Origin of the sequence: Curtobacterium sp. PhB137 (assembly GCF_003814955.1) — a bacterium.
GTDB lineage: Bacteria > Actinomycetota > Actinomycetes > Actinomycetales > Microbacteriaceae > Curtobacterium.
Genome location: NZ_RKQO01000004.1, coordinates 1046759 through 1063274, shown reverse-complemented (window position 1 = coordinate 1063274; position 16516 = coordinate 1046759). Strand labels below are relative to the sequence as shown.

Sequence of the window (16516 nt, the reverse complement as noted above, 5' to 3'; positions counted from 1 at the left end):
GGCATGATCTGCGCCACGCGTCGACGGGGTGGACGGAACGACCGGGAGGCCCGGTACCGGTCCCGCAGACCGGCACCGGGCCTCCCGGATCACCACCACGGCCTCAGACGGCCGCCAGGGCGGACGTCGGTGGGATGCGCGCTGCGCGCGCGGCCGGGTACCACCCGGACACTCCGCCGATCACGACGGTCGCGCCGAGCCCGCCGCCGACGGCCCACAGCGGGATCGCCACCGGCCACCCCTGCGCCAGGGCGAAGGCGACCGTCACCCCGACCCCGATCACCACACCGGCCACCCCGCCCAGGAACGACAGCAGCAGCGACTCGACGAGGAACTGGTCGCGGATGTTCCGCCGCCGCGCTCCGAGGGCTCGCCGCACCCCGACCTCGGCACGACGTTCCAGCACGGTGATCACCATCGTGTTCGCGACGCCGATGCCGCCGACGAGCAGGGCCACGCCGCCGATGCCGACCAGCAACCCGGTGAACGAGTCGTCGGTGGCGTCCTTCGCGGCGAGCGCGTCGGACGGCCGGGTCACGCCGACGTCCTGCGGGGACCCCGGACTGATCGCATTCGCCAGGACATCGCGAGCCGGTGCCACACGCGACGGGTCGACGCGGGTGTAGACGGCGGTCGGCGCCCCGTCGAACCCGAGCTGCCGGCCGAGGCCGCGGGGGACGAACACCTGGCTGTCCAGGTCGTCGGCGAGCGCGATCGGCTCCAGGATCCCGACCACCTGCACCCACTGCCCGCCGATCCAGACGCGGCTGTCGGCACGGACCCGGTCGATGCCGAGTGCCGACGCGGCGGCCGCACCGAGCACCACCTGCGGCGGAGCCACGACCGAGTCATCGATCCAGCGCCCGGACCCGAGCTCGCCGCCGAGCACGCGCGGCACGTCGCCCCAAGCCGCCATCACGCCGATGCCCTTCGTCTCCGGCGGCGGGATGAACTCGTTGCGGTAGACGGCCGCGTCGACCACGGTGCCGACCGCGGCAGCCGACTGCACGTCGTCCTGGCGGAGTGCCGACTCGAGTGCGGTGGACGGCAACGGCGGCACGTCGCCGAACCCCTGGGCCTGCGTGGCGGTGAGCACGTTCGTGCCGAGGGCGTCGAGCACCTGGTCGAGCTTCGCCTTGCTCGACGACGAGATCCCGACGACGGCGATCATCGCGGCGATGCCGATCGCGATGCCGAGCGCCGACAGGACGACACGGCCGGGTCTGGTGCGCAGCCCGAACACCCCGAGCCGGAGTAGGTCAGCGGCACCCAACCGTGCTCGCACGCCGGTCACCGGCCACCACCGATGGCAGCGGCGATGTCCCCAGTCGGCCCGACCGCCGAGTCGTGCTCCACCAGACCGTCGCGCATCCGGACCTGCCGCGGCAACGAGGCTGCGAGGCCCAGGTCGTGCGTGATGACGAGGACCGTGGTGCCAGCGGCGTTCAACGCACGCAGGAGCGTCACGATCGCCGCACCGGAGGCGGAGTCCAGCGCGCCGGTCGGCTCGTCGGCGAGCAGGATCGTGGGGCTCCCGACGATCGCGCGGGCGATGGCCACGCGCTGCTTCTCACCCCCGGAGAGCTGGGTCGGGCGGTGGTCGGTGCGGTGCCCGAGGCCGACTCGTTCCAGGGCCTCGTGGGCGCGTCGGCGCCGTTCACGTCGCCCGGTCGCCGAGTACAGGAGCCCGTCGGCGACGTTCTCCGCCGCTGTGGCACCGGCCTGCAGGTGGAACTGCTGGAACACGAAGCCGACGTGCTCGGCTCGCAGCGCGGACAGGGCGTTGTCGGACATGGTCGCGACGTCGTTCCCGGCGATCGACACGAAGCCCTGCGTGGGACGGTCGAGGGTCCCGACGATGTTGAGCATCGTGGACTTGCCGGACCCGGACGGACCGACGACCGCGACGAGCTCCCCGGCGGCGACGTCGAGCGTCACCCCGCGGAGCGCGCCGACGTCGCCGTAGGTCTTCGTGACCTCGCGCAGGGCGAGGACCGGCCCCGTGCCGCTCATCCCGGCACCACCACGCGGTCGCCTTCCGCGACCTTCCCGGTGATCGCGATCCGGCCGTCGGCGATGAACCCGGGGGTCACGGGAACCCGCTTCGTCGTGCCGTCGCGCCGCACCACGTCCACCGCGTACGCGCCGTTCCCCGTCGTCACGAGTGCCGCGACCGGCACGGAGAGGACGTCCTTCTCGGTGGCTCCCGCGGCGTCGATCTGCGCGGACGCCGCAGCGGGCAGCCGTCGCGAGCCGGGGTCGAACGCGACGGACACGTCGACCTTGGACCCGGCGTCGTCTCCCGAGCTCGGTTGGACGTCGGTGACCTCGCCCGTCATCGGTGCCCCGGCGCCGTTGATCCGGACCCGCACCTCCGTGCCGACCGCGAGCCGTTCGGCGTCGCGCTGTGAGACGGTGGCGACGACGATGCGCTTCGTGCTCGTGACGGAGAGCACGTCGCCGCTCCCTCCCTCCGCCGGCTGGCCGAGCTTCCCGTCGACGGTCGCGACACGCACGTCCCCGTCGACGAACGCGATGTCCGCCGAGGTCAGCACGCCGGTGACCTCCTGCCCCCGGTCCTCCTGCCACTGCCGCACGGCGCGCTGCGTCCGCGGGCCGAAGGAGTCGTCCTGCGCGACGTCGTACCCGAGCGCGGCGAGGTTGTCGTTGAGCTGCTGCACATCGGTGCCCGTCAGCCCGCGTTCGAGCGAGCGCCACATCGGCACCGTGCCGTGCATCGCCCGCACCCCGCGCTCGTCGACCGCGTACAGGAACTCGTCGCTCCCGATGACCTGCCCGGGCGCGGGGAGCCAGGTCAGCGTGCCCGAGGCGGCGCCGGGGACCCCGGTGGCCGTGCCGTACCCGAGGTTCCCGGCGAACACCTTCGAGTCCGTCAGGTCGCCCTTCGTGACCGCGGCGGTCGGGTGCTGCTGCTTCCCGGACTCGGCTGCTGCCGAGGACGGCGCAGCCTGCAGGTCGATGAACGACCACGTGCCAGCGCCTGCGGCGAGCACCGCGACGAGGCACGCGCTCGTGACGAGCGCTCGACGCCTGGTCAGGACGGTGGTCACGGCTGCACCGTCGTGTTCGAACCGGAGCTGCCGCCCTTGCCCAGGACCTCGTCGAAGCACGTCGACGACGCGTCCTGGAATGCGTCCTGGTCGTCGGGCCGGTACGTGGACATCGCATCGTCACCATCGGGGTAGTCGGCGAACCCGTTCTCACGGATGCACTCCGCGATCTGCTTCCGCTGTTCCGGCGTCCCGGCGGGCTTCGCCGCCTGGAACCCCTCACCGGCTCCGGCGTCGCCCATGCACTCCTGCAGGTCCGCCTTCCACTGTTCGTCGTCGATGCCGTCGGGAGCCGACAGGGACAGGGTGCTCCCACCCGACGACGGATCCGGCATGTCGTACCCGTGGTCACGCATGCAGGACGCGAGCGAGGCCCCGGCCCCCTTGCCGCCGCCCGAGGCCGTGTCGGTCGAGTCGGTCGACGGCGCTCCGGAACAGCCGGCGAGGAGGCCGGGCAGGAGCACGACGGCTGCGGCGACGGCGATGATGGTGGTGGAGTGTTTCGTGGATGGCTTCATGGGACCAGCACAGCGGACCCGGTGTTTCGTCCCCGGTACGCGTGGGGTCACACCGACGAAACGTCGATGCGCAGGCCGCCCGCACGGCGCGCGGTGACGACGAGTCGCCACCCGTGCGCGTGCACGATGGACGCGACGATCGACAAGCCGAGGCCGCTGTGCCGACCGCCGGATGCGACCTCGGGGCAGCGTCGGAACGGTTCGACGAGCAATGGCGCGACCTCGTCCGGCACGACCGGCCCGGAGTTCTCCACGACGAGGCCGTCACCGCGCGTGGTGACGCGGACGAAGCCGCCGGCTTCGTTGTACTCGACGGCGTTGCCGACGAGGTTGACGAGCAACTGCCGGACGAGCATCGGCTCACCCGTGATGGTGGGTCTGCCAGGAGGCGCGGCTCGGCCCTCGCGGGTGATGGTCACGCCCGCCTCGTGCGCACTCCCGGCGGCTCCCGCGACGACCTCGTCGGCGATGGCCACGAGGTCGATCGACGTCCCGACGCCTGCGAGCCCTCGATCGGCCTCCGCGAGCACGAGCAAGGACTCGACGAGGTGCTCGGTGCGCCGGTTCTGCGCGAGCAGTTCCTCGCGCACCACTCGGACGTCATCGGCGCCGGCACCGTCGTGCAACCCGATCTGCATCGCGGCACGCTGGACCGCGAGCGGGGTCCGGAGTTCGTGCGACGCCTGCGCGACGAACCGTCGCTGGCTCTCGAACGCGGTCTGCAGCCGGTCGAGCAGGTCGTCGACGGTGCCGGACAACCGTCGGAGTTCGTCGTCCGGGCCCTCGAGTGCGATGCGTTCGTGCAGGTTCGACGCCGTGATCCGGTTCGCCGTCGCGGTGATCCGGTCGATCGGTCGGAGCATGCGCCTGCTCACCAGCCACCCGACGCCACCGGCGACGAGGCCCGCCCCGGCGATGCCGATCGCGGACCACTGCCACTGCTGCACGGCGACGAGCCGGACCACCGCGACCGTGGTGGAGGGTGGTGCGTCGTTCGCTGCCGAGCGCTCGCCGATCGGCACCGGCGAGGCGGTCACGAACGTCTCCGCCGGGGAGGCACCGCGGATCGCCGTCGTGTCGAGACCCGCACCGACCCCGGCCAGGGACATCACGTTCGAGAACACCACCACCCCGGTGGCGAGCGCCATCGCCGCGAGCGCGAACGTCAGCGCCGTGCGGGCCCGGATGCTCCAGGTCCGCCTGAGCCGTCTCACAGCGCGTAGCCCTCGCCCGGGACCGTCCGGATCGGATCGGGGCGGCCGAGCTTCTTGCGGAGCTTCGACATCGTCACCCGTACGGCAGCGGTGAACGGGTCGATGTTCATGTCCCAGACCTTCTCGAGCAGTTCCTCGGCGGAGACGATGCGACCGTCGGCTCGCAGGAGCGCCTCGAGCACCCCGAGTTCCTTCGAGGTCAGGTCGAGCGGTCGGCCGTCACGGGTGACCATCCGACGGTTCGTGTCGAGGACGATCCCGACGCGTTCGAGCACGGGCGCGACCGGGGCCACGCTGCGCCGACCGAGCGCGCGCACGCGGGCGACCAGTTCCGGGTACTCGAAGGGCTTCGCGAGGTAGTCGTCCGCGCCGAGTTCGAGCCCGTTGACGCGGTCGGTCAGGGTCGCCGCCGCCGTGAGCATGAGGATGCGGGTCAGGCTGCCGCGCGACGCCAGCCGACGTGCGACCTCGTCGCCGTGCACCCCCGGGACGTCACGGTCGAGCACCACGACGTCGTAATCGTTCACCGCCAGCAGTTCGTCGGCGTCGTCGCCGCGGTAGGCGACGTCGACGGCCATGTCCTGCCGCGACAGGCCCTTCGCGACGAGGTCGGCGAGGGCCGCTTCGTCATCGACGACCAGGACCCGCACGGCTGGTCACGCGGCGGTGAGGTCGAGTGACACGACCCCCGCCGCCTCGTCGATGTGGACGATGAACTCGAGGCCGCCGCGGGCGGGAAGGCCGGTCAGGGGAACGGTGTCGGTGCTGAGTCGATCCATGGGACGAGCATTTCACGTACCGCGTTTCGTCCACATAACGTTTCCGTATCAGTGGTCACGCGTCGAACGGCACCTCACCGTGGTCGCTCACACCGGCACGCTGGCGGTAGGCCAGGTGTCCGCCGAGGTACCCGCCCACCCCCACGACGCCGAGCGCGGCGAACCCGAGCAGCTTGCCGGCGCCGTGGTTGCCGTTCTTGCGCTGCCACCACGACAGGCCGTACAGCGAGATGCCGACCCAGTTGACGGCCTGGTGCACCCAACCCGTGCGCAGCTGCTCGCGGTCGAGTTCGGACCAGTCCACGTACCCGGCGAGGCTCGCACTGCCGGACGACACCAGGCCGACGCCGACGAGGGTCTTCGCGGCCTTCGCGTTGCCCTTCCCGCCGAACACGTCGAGCACGGCGGCCGAGATCCAGGCCCCGAGCGGCACCTGCACCATGAGCGGGTGCAGCGGGTGCCCGAACGGCACACCGTGCAGCAGCTGCCGCAGGGCCTTCGGCCGGGCGAGGGCGTTCACGACCGAACGGTCGATGTCGACGGCCTTGTCGAGCACGCTCGCGTGCTCGACGGTGTCGGTGAGGCGACGGATCGCGCGGATCTCAGGCATGCCCTGCAGCCAACCCGGGAGGCCCGTGCCGGGTCCCAGGAACCGGCACCGGGCCTCCCGTCGGTCACCCCACCCACCGCGGCCGCCGCCTACTCCTCGACGACCTCCGCCAGCTGGAACGGCTCGACGGTCAGACCGTCGCCGTCCTCGGCGACGTCCACCCGGACGGTGTCGCCGTCGCGGACGTCACCGGACAGGATCGCCCGCGCCAGCTTGTCGTCGATCTGCCGCTGCATGAGGCGGCGGAGCGGCCGCGCGCCGTAGAGCGGGTCGTACCCGCGTTCGGCGAGCCAGCCGCGCGCCTCGGGCGTGACCGCGAGTTCGAGCCGGCGGTCGGTCAGGCGTCGGGCGAGCCGGTCGACGTACAGCGACACGATCTGGCCGAGGTCGTCGGCCGTCAGGGCCTGGAACACCACGATGTCGTCGAGACGGTTGATGAACTCCGGCCGGAACGCCTGCTGCACGAGCTCGCGCACGGCGTCCTCGCGCTGCTCGTCCGTCAGCGTCAGGTCGGTCATGAACTGCGAGCCGAGGTTCGACGTCAGCACGAGGATCGTGTTCCGGAAGTCGACCGTGCGCCCCTGCCCGTCCGTCAGCCGGCCGTCGTCGAGCACCTGGAGCAGCACGTCGAACACCTCGGGGTGCGCCTTCTCGATCTCGTCGAGCAGGATGACGGAGTACGGGCGACGCCGGACGGCCTCGGTGAGCTGCCCGCCGGACTCGTAGCCGACGTACCCGGGCGGGGCGCCGATCAGCCGCGACACCGAGTGCTTCTCGCCGTACTCGCTCATGTCGATGCGGACGAGGGCCTTCTCGTCGTCGAACAGGAACTCCGCGAGCGCCTTGGCCAGCTCGGTCTTGCCGACACCGGTCGGTCCGAGGAACAGGAACGATCCGGTCGGACGGTCCGGGTCGGAGATGCCGGCGCGGGTGCGACGGACGGCCTCGGACACGGTGTTCACGGCGGTGCGCTGTCCGATGATCCGGCGGCCGAGCTCGTTCTCCAGGTGCAGGAGCTTCTCGGTCTCGCCCTGCAGCAGCCGCCCGAGGGGGATGCCCGTCCACTGCGCGATCACGGCGGCGATGTCCTCGTCGGTGACGCTGTCGTTCACCATGCGGTCGGCGGACTCGGCCTGCTCGGCGGCCGCGAGCTCCGCTTCGATCCGGGGCTTCTCGGCGTACTCCAGGCGCGACACCGTCGCGTAGTCGGCTTCGCGCTGGGCACGTTGGCTGCGCATGTTCAGGTCGTCGAGCTGCTGCTTCAGCTCACCGATGCGGTTCAGGCTCGCGCGCTCGGCCTGCCAGCGCTGCTCGAGCTCGCCCAGTCGTTCCTCGCGCGTGCGCAGCTCGTTCCGCAGGGTCTCGAGCCGCGCCTTCGAGGCGTCGTCCTTCTCCTGCTTGAGCGCGAACTCCTCGACACGCAGCCGGTCGACGTTGCGCTTCAGTTCGTCGATCTCGACCGGGCTGGAGTCGATCTCCATGCGGAGCCGGCTGGCGGCCTCGTCGATCAGGTCGATCGCCTTGTCGGGCAGCTGGCGGCCGGAGATGTACCGGTTCGACAGGCTGGCCGCGGCGACGAGGGCGGAGTCGTTGATCGTGACCTTGTGGTGCGCCTCGTAGCGCTCCTTGAGCCCGCGGAGGATCGCCACGGCGTCCTCGACGCTGGGCTCCCCCACGTAGACCTGCTGGAAGCGGCGCTCGAGGGCGGCGTCCTTCTCGATGTACTCGCGGTACTCGTCGAGCGTCGTCGCCCCGATGAGCCGCAGTTCGCCGCGCGCGAGCATCGGCTTGAGCATGTTCGAGGCCGCAACGGACCCCTCGCCGCCACCGGCGCCCATCAGGGTGTGCAACTCGTCGATGAACGTGATGACCTGGCCGTCGGAGTCGTTGATCTCCTTGAGCACGGCCTTGAGGCGTTCCTCGAACTCGCCGCGGTACTTCGCGCCGGCGATGAGCGAGGAGATGTCGAGCGAGACGAGCCGCTTGTCCTTGAGCGAGTCGGCGACGTCACCGGCGACGATGCGCTGCGCGAGCCCCTCGACGACGGCGGTCTTGCCGACGCCGGGCTCGCCGATGAGCACGGGGTTGTTCTTGGTGCGGCGGGTGAGCACCTGGCTGACGCGTCGGATCTCGGAGTCGCGTCCGATGACCGGGTCGAGCTTGCCACTGCGAGCGATCGCCGTCAGGTCGACGCCGTACTGCTCGAGGGCGGTCTTCTGTCGCTCTTGCGAGTCAGGAGCACCCTGGAGGTTCGCCATGCGTTCCGTCCTTTCGTTGCGGTGGTGTTGTACTTGAGTCTACTGCACTCAACTTACGTCGGCGCCGGGAGATTCCGGATCCCGACGGCGCTGACGACCGCGCCGGCCAGCAGGAGGACCGCCATCACGACGACCGCCCGGTGCAGGCCGGCGACGCTCATCTCGCCGCCGAGGACCACGCCCGCGAGCGCGACCATCACCAACCCGGCGATCCGCGCGATCGCGTTGTTCACGGCCGACCCGACGCCGGCCTCGGACTGCGGCACCGACCCGAGCACGGCGCTGGTCAGCGGTGTCACCATGAGCGCGATCCCGAACCCGATGAGCACGAGGCCCGGGAACACCGCGATCCAGTACCCGTCCGGCTGCGCACCGACCAGCAGCATCAGGAGCGCACCGACCGCCGCCACCGCCGGGCCCGCGGCCATGAACCAGCGCGGCCCGAACCGTCCCGCCAGCCCGCCCACGGCCGAGGACACCAGCAGCAGGACCACCGTCGGGGGCAGCGTCGCCAGACCGGCGAGCCAGGCGGGGAACCCCCAGACCTCCTGCAGGAACAGGGTGACCACGAAGAAGACCATGCTCAGGGCGCCGTAGATCGACAGGGTGGCGAGGTTGCCCACCGCGAAGTTGCGGGCCCGGAACAGCGCGAGCGGCACCAGCGGCGAACCGGTCGTCCGGGTCACGTGGAGTTCCCACGGCACGAAGGCCCCGAGTGCCAGGGCACCGAGCACGAGCGCGGTGACCACCACGGGCGCGCCCCACCCGAGCCGCTCCTGCTCGATGAGCCCGAGCACCGCCCCACCGACCCCGACGACCGCCAGCACGGCGCCGACCACGTCGATGCGCGGTCGGATCGCGGGGTGCACGTCACCGGTGATCCGCAGCACGAGCGGGATCGTCACCGCGATCGGGACCGCGGTCAGCACGAAGATCCACCGCCAGCCGATGCTGTCGACCACCAGCCCGCCGACCACGGGTCCGAGGATCGTCGACGCGCTCGACCAAGCGGTCCACGTGCCGATCGCCTTCGACTGCGCTGCCCCGCGGAACGCCGCCACGATGAGGGCGAGCGCGCTCGGGGTCACCAGGGCGCCGCCGACGCCCTGGAACGCCCGCGAGACGATCAGGAACTCCCCCGTCGGGGCGATCGCACACGCGACCGAGGCGATCCCGAACACGACGAGCCCCCACGTGATGATCCGGACCCGGCCGAACACGTCCGACAGCGATCCGGCGACGAGGATGAGCGAGCCGAGCGTCACCAGGTACGCGTCCACGGTCCACTGCTGCACGACGAGTCCGCCGCCGAGCTCCTGCCGGATCGCGGGGAGCGCCACGTTCACCACGCTCGAGTCGAGCCCGACGACGAACGACGACAGGATCGCCACCACGAGCACGGTGCGCCGGTCGTCCCGGAGCGGCGCGGTCGCGCGCGGTGCGGCAGTGGTCATGTGCTCATCCTGCGCCCCCTCGGACCGCTGCGCGCCCCGCACGACGAAGCCCCCGCGACCGGAGTGGTCGCGGGGGCTGCCGACAGGACGGGGCTGGGTGTCCTGAGCTGGTGTTCTAGCGCCGGGAGTCGGTGTTCGGCTGCGCGCTCGGGCCGGGGTTCAGGATCGGACCGGCAGCGGGCTCGGCGGGAGCGTTCGGCACGGTGCTGGTCGGGGCCGCGGTGTTCTGCACCGTGGTGTCGCCAGCCTGAGCCTTCTTCTCGTCGTCGGTCATCTCCTTCTTGAAGATGTTGATCGACTGCCCGAGGCCCTTGGCGAGCGCCGGGAGCTTCGTCGCGCCGAACAGCAGGATGACGATCCCGAGGATGATCAGCAGGTGTACGCCGCCGAGGTTTCCGAGCATCATGACTCCTTGATCTGGAACTGGTCGCCGTCCGCAGGTCTTCTTCGACCCACGCGGCGGAAGTCCGTGTTCCCCCCATCGTAACTCTCCCGCTCCCCGATGCCCAGGCCGGGACCCGGAACGGACACCGTTCGCACAGGGAAGGCGCCGGGCCGATCCGCCGCAGCGCCCTCAGTACGCGCCGCGCGACCGGAGCACCGACGGCACCGTCCGGGCGAGGATCACCAGGTCGTGCAGGAACGACCAGTTCTCGACGTAGTGCAGGTCGAGCCGCACACCCTCGGCCCAGTCCAGATCCGACCGGCCACTGACCTGCCACAGGCCGGTGATCCCCGGCGTGACCAGGAGTCGGCGGTCGGCGAAGTCCTGGTACAGGGCGACCTCGCGCGGGAGCGCCGGGCGGGGTCCGACCAGGCTCATCGAACCGGTGAGCACGTTCCACAACTGCGGCAGCTCGTCGAGCGACGTCTTCCGCAGGAACGCCCCGACCCGGGTGACGCGGGGGTCGTCCTTCATCTTGAAGAGCGGGCCCGCACCCTCGTTCGCTGCCTGCAGTGCGGCCATCCGCGCTTCGGCGTCCACGCACATCGTGCGGAACTTCAGGATCGAGAACTCCGCGCCCCCACGGCCCACACGGGTCTGGCGGAAGAACACCGGACCGCGGTCGTCGAGCCGGATGACGAGCGCGATCACCGCGAGCACGGGCGCCAGCAGCAGGAGACCGAAGCCGGCTCCGACGACGTCGAGCAGACGCTTGCCCGTGCGACGGCGGTAGTCGGGGGTCTCCACGTGCATCAAGGGCAGGCCGTCGACGGGACGCTCGTGCACGCGACCTGCGGCGATGTCCGCGAGGGGCGACGACACGACGAGCTCGACGCCGTGCTCCTCGAGTTGCCACCCGAGGCGGCGCAGTCGCTCGTGCCCGCCGCGTACGGCGCCGGCGACGACGACCGCCGAGACTCCCTCGGAACGAGCCAGCGCGAGGACGTCGTCGATCCCGCTGACCACCGGGACGGACGCCGAACCGAGGTCGATCGTCGCGCCCACCGGCTCGCAGTCGGTCACGACCGCGCGGACCCGGTACCCGGCGCTGGGCGTCGCGGCGATCCGTCGCCCGACGTAGCGGACGTCCTCGGTGTCACCGACGATCAGGACGTCCTGCAACCGTTGCCCGCGAGCACGACTGCGCGCCAGGACGGTGCGGACGGCCTTCCGCCCGACGGCGAGGAAGAGGAGCCCGAGCGGGAAGGCGATGGCCACGTACCCCCGGGCCAGGTCGAGCTGCGCGGCGTACGCCACGACCGCCACCACGGCGACGGCGACCAGACTCGCGGTGACGAGCCGGCGGTACTCGTCACTGCCGATGCCGGCGATGCGTGGGTCGCGGGTGCGGAACATCGACAGCAGGGCCATCCAGACCAGGATGATCACCGGAGCCGTCGCGAACTCGATCCAGCCGGCCTGGGGTCGCACGGCCGACAGCTCCCAGGGGAAGCGCACGACGTGGGCGACCGCGAACGCCAGGACCAGCAGTCCGACGTCCAGCAGGGCAACGGCGGGGGCGAAGCCTCGGCGACCACCCGCGGGTGCCGACGGCGGCGCGGTGGTCGGTGCGGCGGCGGGGGGAACGGTGATGGCAGCGGTGGGTGGGCGCATCGCGAGCGACATGGTGGGGTCCTCCTGTCGACCGGGCCGACGGGAGGTCGACCGGACGCCGGAGTCGTCGGGTCACGACAGCGAGCGGCGCACCACAAAATATATCACTGTGTCGTTCTGTATATCAATGTTCGAGCGTGCGGTCCAGGCTCCACAGGACGGGTTCGGCACGGAGCGCCGGGATGTCGGCCTCGGTCACACCGGTGACCCGGAAGGTCACGCGCTCCCCGGGCAGCAGGGTCATGAACCCGCGGTCCACCACACCGGACGCGGTCACCCGGTCGGGCTGCACGAGCAGGTCGCGGACGAGCGTCTCGGCTTCGACGGTCAGGTCGAGCCCGCCGTCGACGGGTGTGAACGAGGTGCGGTACCGCGCGGGTTCCCACCGCACGTCGACGTCGGGGCCCGGTGTCCAGACCGCCCGACGCCAGTCCATGTCCGCCACGATGAGCTCCCGCGCGGGGTCGTCGACCACGCCGACGGACTCGGGCAGGGCGACGACGGCGACCCCGGCGGACGACAAGCGCACGGGCAACGACGCCTCGGCCAGGATCGTGCCGGCCGTGGTGACCCGTCGCACGCGCACCACGCTGTCGTGGCCGCCGCGCGTGGACCGGACGGCGACCTCGACGGGCGAGGACCCGAACGCACCGGGCGAGACGCCGAGGGACAGGGTGTCCGCCACGTCGCCCAGATCAGCCGTCTCGCCGGCGGAGGCCGAGTGGCCGGGGTGATCCGGGCCTCCCGTCCGATCCGCACCAGACGCGACCGGCGAGGCGGGCGCGACCGCTCCGGAGACCGGTGAGACGGGCGACGACGCCGGCGAAGCAGCCGGCCCGGAGACGGCGGACGGCGCGACCGCCACCCGCGACACCGGACGGATCGTCAGCAGGACGTCGTCGTACAACCGACGCAGCTCGTGCGCGAGCGGCTTCAGCCGCCCCGCCGAGTCGATCGCCGACCACGACGACACCGGCCACAGGTCGTTGAGCTGCCACATCACCACGCCCGTGTTGCGCGGCCAGTGCGTGCGCCAGTGCTCGACGCCCGTCGCGATGGCCCGGGCCTGCTGCAGCTGCGTCAGGTAGTGCCACGCATCGAACGAGAAGGGCCCCGTGCCGAACCGGGGCTCGATGCCGCGGGCCAGCTTGCCCATCCCGTCGGCAGCCTTCTGGTGGTGCACGACCCCGGGTGCGTCCTGCGACAGCACCTCGTCCGCGACCCCGTCCCGCAGCGTCCGCCACGCGGGCGGCGCCTGCCAGCCGAACTCGGACACGAACCGCGGCACCGAGCCGCGGTAGGCGGTGTCGGGCAGGCGGTTCCAGGCATCCCACGAGTGGTGCGTCTCGTGGTCGACGTCGTTCGCGGGCAGCGACTCGGCGCCCGACCACGGCGACGCCACGGTGTAGAAGCGCGACGGGTCGACCGCGTCGACGATCGTCGGCAGCAGGTCGAGGTAGTAGTCGAGGCCCCACCCGCGGTCACCGAGCGAGGCCGCCCAGCCGTCCACGTCGTGCAGCCAGATGTTCTCGTTGTTGCCGTTCCACAGCACCAGCGAGGGGTGCCGGGCGAGGCGGGCGACGTTGTCCCGCGCCTCGGCGATGACCTCGCTGCGGATCGGTTCGACCTCGGGGTACGCCGAGCACGCGAACGGGAAGTCCTGCCAGACGAGCAGGCCCAGCTCGTCGCAGACCTCGTAGAAGTCGCGCGACTCGTACACACCGCCGCCCCACACGCGCACGAGGTTCGTGCCGAGCGAGGCCGCCGCGGTCAGACGGGACTGCAGGCGCGCGCGGTCGACGCGCGAGATGATCACGTCGTCGGGGATCCAGTTCACCCCGCGCACGTCGATCAGCGTCCCGTTGACGTGGATGCCGAAGGGGCGCCCCATGTCGTCGACCTGCGTGTCGATCCGCGTCGACCGGAAGCCCGTGCGGAACGTGTCGCGGTCGAGGACCTCGCCGTCGACCGTCTGCAGCTCCACGACCACGTCGTACTGCGCCTGCGCGCCGTAGCCGCGGGGCCACCAGCGCAGCGCCTCGGGCACGCGCACCGTGACGACGGTCTCGTCGTCCTTCGGCGTCAGCTGCGCCCGCGAGCGCTGCCGCGTCGGCGTGCCGTCCTCCTTCAGGCCGCTCACGGTCACGACGAGCACCAGGTCGTCGTCCTCGCCGTCCTGGTCCAGGTCGTTGAGGCCGGAGCGCTCGACGGTGATGTGGGCGTCGAGCACGCCCTCGCCGGCCTCGACGTCGACGAGCGGGCGGACCTCGCGCAGTCGCGCGGTCGACCACCGCTCGATCGCGACCGGTCGCCAGGGACCGCTCGTGACGGCCGTGAGTCCCCAGTCCCAGCCGAAGTTCGAGGCGTTCTTGCGGATGTACGGGAACGGCTCGTCGTACGGGCCCGGCATGCTACCGGCCTTCGCGGCGACCCGGCCGGCCTCGCGGTACGGCGACTCGAACAGGATCTCGAGGTCCTTCGTCGTCGCGCCGGATCCGGTCTGCACGCGTGCGTCGAAGCGGTAGCGGCGGTGCATGTTCCGGGTCGTGCCCACGACGACGCCGTCCAGGCTCAGTTCGGACACCGTGTCCAGGCCGTCGCAGACCAGGTCGACACGCTCGTGGCCGCGCGGGTCGACGTCGACCGCGGTCCGGTAGGCCCAGTCGGCCCGGCCGACCCACTTCGCCGCCTGCTCGTTCAGGTGGAAGGTCGGGTCCGGCAGCAGGCCCTCCCGCTCCAGGTCGGTGTGCACCTGCCCCGGCACCGTCGCCGGGATGCTGCGTCCCGCGACGCCGTCCGGCGCGCCGGTTCCTCCGGCCATGGTCACGGTCCAGCCGTCGCGGAGTTCCTCGCGTTCGAGGGTCATGCAGGTCCTTCTCTTCGGCGGACGGGGTGTCCGTCGCCTCGGTCGGGACGCCGGCCGGTGGCCCGCCCCGTGGCCGGTTGGTCGGCCTGGAGGCGCGGCACCGGTTGCCCGGGCGTCGTCACGTCGCGCGCGCGATCGGGTGGCGCTCGCGCGTGGGGGTGCTCGGCGATGCTAGTACGGGATGCTTTCGGCAACCTACGTGGTGACAGCGCGACTTCGTGGTGACAGCGCGGTCTCGCGCGTGCAGGGTGGGGAGGTGATCACCGTTGCACTCGCCAGGACCCTCCGCGACGCCGGCCTGCGCTGGCACCCCGAGACGGGCGACCGCTTCGTCATCGACAAGCCCGAGGTGGACGAGGACGTCTACACCGTGTCCGAGATGACCGTCGAACGACACGACTCCCCCACCGGCACGATCCTCGGCTTCAACGGGACGACCGAGTGGGCGCTCGACTCCGTGACCGCGTCGGAGTCGCTCTGGCTGCCGCGTGAGGACCAGTTGCGCGAGCTCCTCGGGCCGTCGTTCATCGGGTTGACCCGAGTGTCGGTGAGCGGCCGGATCGTCTACACGGTCACCGCGACGATCGCCGGCGCGGACCGGAGCTTCGCGTCCGAGGTCCCCGCGGTCGCCTACGGCCAGGCCCTGCAGGCGTACATCGCCGCCGCGCTGTCCTGAGCGGCAGGCCCGCTCGTCACGAGCGGCACGCCCGGGGTCGCTGATCCTGGACGTTGCCGGAATGCGCGCTGAGGGGCGTTTGGTTGCATGGCACCATGACCGTTCCGAACATCACCCTGAACGACGGCAAGACCATCCCGCAGCTCGGCTTCGGCGTCTTCCAGATCGACCCTTCGTCGACCAAGGAAGCGACGCTCACGGCACTCGAGGTCGGCTACCGCCACATCGACACCGCCGAGATGTACGGCAACGAGAAGGAGGTCGGCGAGGCCATCGCGTCGTCCGGCATCCCGCGTGACGAGATCTTCGTCACCTCGAAGCTCAACAACGGCTTCCACGACCCTTCGGCAGCTGCCGAGAACGGCAAGAAGTCAGCTGACCTGCTCGGCGGCTACACCGACCTGTTCCTCATCCACTGGCCGCTGCCCACCGTCTCGGACTTCGTGCCGACGTGGAAGGCGCTCGAGGAGCTCTACGCCGCTGGCACCTCCCGCTCGATCGGCGTCAGCAACTTCCAGGCCCACCACCTGCGCCGCCTGCGTGCCGAGACGGACGTCCCGCCGGCCGTGAACCAGATCGAGGTGCACCCGTACCTGGCCCAAGACGAGCTCCGCGCCGTGAACAGCGAGCTCGGCATCGCGACCGAGGCGTGGTCCCCGATCGCCCAGGGCCTCGTACTCGACGACGAGACCATCACCCGCATCGCCGGCGCCACGGGCAAGAGCCCGGCGCAGGTCGTGCTCCGCTGGCACATCCAGCGCGGCGACATCGTGTTCCCGAAGTCGGTCACGCGTGCCCGCGTCGAGGAGAACTTCGCGATCTTCGACTTCGAGCTCTCGGACGAGGACATGACGGACATCACGACCCTCGACAAGGGCCACCGAACGGGTCCGGACCCGGACACGTTCGACTACATCCCGGCCTGATCGGTCGGAACACACGACGAAGCCGCCCGGGGAGACCCGGGCGGCTTCGTCGTCTCCGTCGCGTCCGGAGTCGTACCGGTGTGGA

General features: G+C 71.3%; 15 protein-coding genes. 2 read left to right on the top strand and 13 right to left on the bottom strand.

Going from position 1 to position 16516, the window contains the following annotated elements; all coding sequences use genetic code 11:
* Positions 1 to 103 precede the first annotated feature (103 nt).
* From EDF28_RS05470 to EDF28_RS05415, 13 genes are all read right to left on the bottom strand, one after another.
* On the bottom strand, positions 104 to 1294 hold the full coding sequence (locus EDF28_RS05470; RefSeq protein WP_260154543.1) for an ABC transporter permease: 1191 nt from the start codon (positions 1292 to 1294) through the stop codon (positions 104 to 106).
* Positions 1291 to 2013: an ABC transporter ATP-binding protein gene (locus EDF28_RS05465; protein ID WP_123937433.1), complete on the bottom strand. Its 723-nt coding sequence runs from the start codon at positions 2011 to 2013 to the stop codon at positions 1291 to 1293. The genes EDF28_RS05470 and EDF28_RS05465 overlap by 4 nt, the downstream gene beginning before the upstream one ends.
* Entirely contained in the window at positions 2010 to 3071 is a 1062-nt protein-coding gene (locus EDF28_RS05460; protein ID WP_123937432.1) for a peptidoglycan-binding protein, read from the bottom strand. Before EDF28_RS05460 ends, EDF28_RS05465 begins: the two co-directional genes overlap by 4 nt.
* Positions 3068 to 3589, bottom strand: coding sequence for a hypothetical protein (locus EDF28_RS05455; protein WP_123937431.1), 522 nt, complete (start codon positions 3587 to 3589; stop codon positions 3068 to 3070). The genes EDF28_RS05460 and EDF28_RS05455 overlap by 4 nt, the downstream gene beginning before the upstream one ends.
* A gap of 47 nt (positions 3590 to 3636) precedes the next feature.
* A complete protein-coding gene (locus EDF28_RS05450) occupies positions 3637 to 4803 on the bottom strand; it encodes a HAMP domain-containing sensor histidine kinase (protein ID WP_123937430.1) in 1167 nt (388 codons plus the stop codon).
* Positions 4800 to 5453 (bottom strand): response regulator transcription factor, encoded by a 654-nt coding sequence (locus EDF28_RS05445; RefSeq protein ID WP_123937429.1) that lies wholly within the window; start codon positions 5451 to 5453, stop codon positions 4800 to 4802. Before EDF28_RS05445 ends, EDF28_RS05450 begins: the two co-directional genes overlap by 4 nt.
* A 6-nt stretch (positions 5454 to 5459) precedes the next feature.
* Complete coding sequence (locus tag EDF28_RS19510) at positions 5460 to 5582, bottom strand: hypothetical protein (RefSeq protein ID WP_260154542.1); 123 nt, start codon at positions 5580 to 5582, stop codon at positions 5460 to 5462.
* A gap of 55 nt (positions 5583 to 5637) precedes the next feature.
* Positions 5638 to 6192: a DUF2231 domain-containing protein gene (locus EDF28_RS05440; RefSeq protein WP_123937428.1), complete on the bottom strand. Its 555-nt coding sequence runs from the start codon at positions 6190 to 6192 to the stop codon at positions 5638 to 5640.
* Between the two features lie 89 nt (positions 6193 to 6281).
* Positions 6282 to 8450 (bottom strand): ATP-dependent Clp protease ATP-binding subunit, encoded by a 2169-nt coding sequence (locus tag EDF28_RS05435; protein WP_123937427.1) that lies wholly within the window; start codon positions 8448 to 8450, stop codon positions 6282 to 6284.
* Between the two features lie 53 nt (positions 8451 to 8503).
* Positions 8504 to 9904, bottom strand: coding sequence for an MFS transporter (locus EDF28_RS05430; protein WP_123937426.1), 1401 nt, complete (start codon positions 9902 to 9904; stop codon positions 8504 to 8506).
* A 115-nt stretch (positions 9905 to 10019) separates the two neighbouring features.
* Positions 10020 to 10307, bottom strand: a complete 288-nt coding sequence (tatA, locus tag EDF28_RS05425) for a twin-arginine translocase TatA/TatE family subunit (protein WP_123293839.1) — start codon at positions 10305 to 10307, stop codon at positions 10020 to 10022.
* Between the two features lie 171 nt (positions 10308 to 10478).
* Positions 10479 to 11975 (bottom strand): sugar transferase, encoded by a 1497-nt coding sequence (locus EDF28_RS05420; RefSeq protein WP_123937425.1) that lies wholly within the window; start codon positions 11973 to 11975, stop codon positions 10479 to 10481.
* A 112-nt stretch (positions 11976 to 12087) separates the two neighbouring features.
* Entirely contained in the window at positions 12088 to 14829 is a 2742-nt protein-coding gene (locus EDF28_RS05415) for a glycoside hydrolase family 2 protein (protein ID WP_123937424.1), read from the bottom strand.
* 256 nt (positions 14830 to 15085) lie between these two features.
* Here EDF28_RS05415 and EDF28_RS05410 point away from each other — a divergent pair, with 256 nt between their 5' ends.
* The gene (locus tag EDF28_RS05410) at positions 15086 to 15505 is read left to right on the top strand and encodes a pilus assembly protein CpaE (RefSeq protein WP_123937423.1); all 420 of its coding nucleotides are present in this window, start codon (positions 15086 to 15088) and stop codon (positions 15503 to 15505) included.
* Between the two features lie 95 nt (positions 15506 to 15600).
* Complete coding sequence (locus EDF28_RS05405) at positions 15601 to 16431, top strand: aldo/keto reductase (protein WP_123937422.1); 831 nt, start codon at positions 15601 to 15603, stop codon at positions 16429 to 16431.
* Positions 16432 to 16516 lie beyond the last annotated feature (85 nt).

Bases quoted from the DNA above. Each gene is read 5' to 3' on its own strand.
- tatA (WP_123293839.1), bottom strand. From the start codon at position 10,307: ATGCTCGGAAACCTCGGCGGCGTACACCTGCTGATCATCCTCGGGATC.
- EDF28_RS05435 (WP_123937427.1), bottom strand. From the start codon at position 8,450: ATGGCGAACCTCCAGGGTGCTCCTGACTCGCAAGAGCGACAGAAGACC.
- EDF28_RS05430 (WP_123937426.1), bottom strand. From the start codon at position 9,904: ATGACCACTGCCGCACCGCGCGCGACCGCGCCGCTCCGGGACGACCGG.
- EDF28_RS05415 (WP_123937424.1), bottom strand. From the start codon at position 14,829: ATGACCCTCGAACGCGAGGAACTCCGCGACGGCTGGACCGTGACCATG.
- EDF28_RS05420 (WP_123937425.1), bottom strand. From the start codon at position 11,975: ATGTCGCTCGCGATGCGCCCACCCACCGCTGCCATCACCGTTCCCCCC.
- EDF28_RS19510 (WP_260154542.1), bottom strand. From the start codon at position 5,582: ATGGATCGACTCAGCACCGACACCGTTCCCCTGACCGGCCTTCCCGCC.
- EDF28_RS05455 (WP_123937431.1), bottom strand. From the start codon at position 3,589: ATGAAGCCATCCACGAAACACTCCACCACCATCATCGCCGTCGCCGCA.
- EDF28_RS05465 (WP_123937433.1), bottom strand. From the start codon at position 2,013: ATGAGCGGCACGGGGCCGGTCCTCGCCCTGCGCGAGGTCACGAAGACC.
- EDF28_RS05440 (WP_123937428.1), bottom strand. From the start codon at position 6,192: ATGCCTGAGATCCGCGCGATCCGTCGCCTCACCGACACCGTCGAGCAC.
- EDF28_RS05405 (WP_123937422.1), top strand. From the start codon at position 15,601: ATGACCGTTCCGAACATCACCCTGAACGACGGCAAGACCATCCCGCAG.